This window comes from Streptomyces sp. NPDC059524 (genome assembly GCF_042749255.1).
Lineage (GTDB): Bacteria > Actinomycetota > Actinomycetes > Streptomycetales > Streptomycetaceae > Streptomyces > Streptomyces xanthii.
Genome location: NZ_JBHYTK010000279.1, coordinates 1,669 through 4,573 on the forward strand (window position 1 = coordinate 1,669; position 2,905 = coordinate 4,573).

Here is a 2,905-nt window from a genome sequence, read left to right on the forward strand (position 1 = left end):
CGCCGGCCCCAAACGCCTCGCCCCCCGCGCCCCCCCCCGGCGCCCCCCGGGCCCCCGCTGTAAACGGTGTATTTGGGGCCGGCGGGGCGGCGGGGCCCCACACTTCATAGACGTACACATCCACAGACAGACGTAAGAGACAGGTAGGTCATGGCCGCCAACAACAACCGCCGCATGTCCGGCAAGAAGGGCGCGCAGGTCGGCAGTGGCGGCCAGCGGCGCAAGGGCCTGGAGGGCCGCGGCCCGACGCCGCCCGCCGAGATGCGCAAGGGCCACAAGAAGAACCGCATCGCCAACGCCCAGGCCAAGCGCACCCAGGGCCGCCCCAGCAACCGCACCGGCGGCCCGCGCGGCAAGGCGACCTCCGAGATGGTCGTCGGCCGCAACCCCGTCGTCGAGGCACTGCGCGAGGGCGTGCCCGCGGTCACGCTGTACGTGCAGCAGTTCATCGACAACGACGAGCGCGTGCGCGAGGCGCTGCAGCTCGCCGGTGACCGCGGCGGCATCCACCTCATGGAGGCCCCCCGCCCCGAGCTCGACCGCATGACCAACGGGCTCAACCACCAGGGCCTCGTCCTCCAGGTCCCGCCGTACGAGTACGCGCACCCCGAGGACCTCGTCGCCGCCGCCTACGACGAGGGCCAGGACCCGCTGATCGTCGCCCTCGACGGCGTCACCGACCCGCGCAACCTGGGCGCCGTCGTCCGCTCCGTCTCCGCGTTCGGCGGCCACGGCGTCCTCGTGCCCGAGCGCCGCGCCGCCGGCATGACGGCCGGCGCGTGGAAGACCTCCGCCGGTACCGCCGCGCGCACGCCGGTGGCCCGCGCCACGAACCTGACCCGCGCCCTGGAGCAGTACAAGAAGGCCGGCATCGTGGTCGTGGGCCTCGCCGCCGACGGTGAGCACGCCGTCGGCGACCTGGCCGCGCTCGAGGGCCCCGTCGTCATCGTCGTCGGCAGCGAGGGCAAGGGCCTGTCCCGCCTCGTCGGCGAGACCTGCGACTACCGCGTCCGCATCCCGATGCCGGGCGGCGCCGAGTCGCTGAACGCCGGTGTCGCCGCCGGTGTCGTGCTCTACGAGGCGGCCCGCCGCCGGGCCTGACCAGGGCCCGGACCCGGACCGGCCAGGGGCTGACCAGGGGTTGACCAGGGACGGTCCGGGCTTGACGGGGTCCGGACATTTCGGTGGGCGCGAGGCAGTGTCCTAAACACACATCACTCGGTTAGATGAGTGTGGACACCAGAACGCCCCGCACTCCCTCGGGGGATCGCTCGTCGGGATTCGACGACGGCCCCGCGCTGAGCATGGTGAAGGTGCCGTGCGACCCGGCGCAGGTCATCGTCAATCACGCGAGCTTCCGCGTGCAGCTCCCCCGGGGGCAACAGACGCAACTCCCGCGCATCGCACGGCACGTGAGCGCCCTGGGCCCGCGCGTCCCCGTCATCACCGCCGCGGGCACCCCCGGTGCCCGGCGCCGCCGCGTCGTCATGAGCGGCGGCGGAGGCCTCGACACCGGCGGGCTCCTCCAGGGCGCCCGCCGCGCGGGCGACCCCGTCGACGACGGCGGATCCACCCAGGTCATCCCACGGGTCGACATCGCCCGCGACCTCGCCGACGACCTCGACCTGTACCGGGACGAGCCGACGCAGGAGACGCCCGTCATCGGGCAGCAGGCCGGCGCCCCCGGCACGCGGATCCTGCCTCAGATGCGCCAGGCCGGCAGCGCCTTCGAGGAGACCGGCGAACTCGACCCCGTCGCCTACGCGGACGACGAGTTCGACGGCCCCGACGGCACCGACGGAGACCCCGAGCACGAGCGCGCCGCCCGCCGCTACGGCCCCGTCCGGCACGCCTACTACCCGGGCCGCCGTATGAACCTGGGCGTCGTGCTGCTCCCGCTGCGCGTCTTCCTCGGCTTCATCTCCATCTACGCGGGCATGGGCAAGCTCTGCGACCCCGTCTACTTCGACGGCGGCGAACGCGGCTCCATGGTCAAGTGGCTCAACTCGCTGCACCCGTGGGCCCTCGCCGAACCCCTGCGCGACTGGGCTCTCCAGCACCCCGTCGGCGCCGGACTCGCCATCGCCTTCCTGCAGGTCATCGTCGGTGTCCTGACCGTGCTCGGGCTCTGGCAGCGGCTCGCCGCCGTGTTCGGCGCGCTGCTCTCCGCCGCACTCCTCGTCACCGTCAGCTGGAAGACCGTCCCGGCCTACGACACGCCGGACATCATCTACCTGGCCGCCTGGTCCCCGCTCATCATCGCCGGCGCCCCCGTCTACTCCGTCGACGGACGGCTCGCCAGCGGCGCCTGGCGGCGGCTCGGCCCGCGCGCCGCACTCGGCGAACTCCGCCGCTATGTGCTGCGCCGCGGCACCGTCGTCGCCACCCTCGTCATCGGCGGCACGCTCCTCATCGGCTCGCTGCTCGGCGCCGCCGTGCGCGACGCGGACCGCGTCACGGCCCCCGGCCCCGGCGACACCCCGCGCAACGAACTGCCCGGCTCCCCGCTCCCGTCCGAGCCCGGACACCGCAAGGAGAAGCACCGGTCGCAGAGCCCCTCGGCGGTCAACTCGCCGACGCAGGGCACCACGTCGAGCCCGACCGGCGCACCGAGCGCCCGGGAGACCGCCGGCGCGACCAGCGGCACCACGACGCCCGCCCAGACGCAGGGCGCGACGGCCGGGCAGGCCCCGCCGCAGCAGACGGCGCCGCAGCAGTCGGCCACCAGCACCGGCACCACCAGCGGCCCGACCTCCGGCGGCACGACCGGCGGAACCTCCGACGGCGGCACCACCTCGGGCGGCTCCGACGGCGGCGCCGACAAGCCGGGTCTGGTCGGCGGCCTCCTCGGCGGCTGACGGGCTCCACGACCCCCATGACGACGGGGCCCCGCACACCGTGTGTG

Annotated in this window: 2 protein-coding genes; both read left to right on the plus strand. The window is 74.5% G+C overall.

Annotated features, from left to right (window positions below; genetic code table 11):
- Positions 1 to 150: 150 nt before the first annotated feature.
- The gene (gene rlmB, locus ACFW9D_RS37935; protein WP_188337690.1) at positions 151 to 1,101 is read left to right on the plus strand and encodes a 23S rRNA (guanosine(2251)-2'-O)-methyltransferase RlmB; all 951 of its coding nucleotides are present in this window, start codon (positions 151 to 153) and stop codon (positions 1,099 to 1,101) included.
- 131 nt (positions 1,102 to 1,232) lie between these two features.
- Complete coding sequence (locus tag ACFW9D_RS37940; RefSeq protein WP_384630000.1) at positions 1,233 to 2,858, plus strand: DoxX family protein; 1,626 nt, start codon at positions 1,233 to 1,235, stop codon at positions 2,856 to 2,858.
- Positions 2,859 to 2,905: the final 47 nt, after the last annotated feature.

Bases quoted from the DNA above. Each gene is read 5' to 3' on its own strand.
- rlmB (WP_188337690.1), top strand. From the start codon at position 151: ATGGCCGCCAACAACAACCGCCGCATGTCCGGCAAGAAGGGCGCGCAG.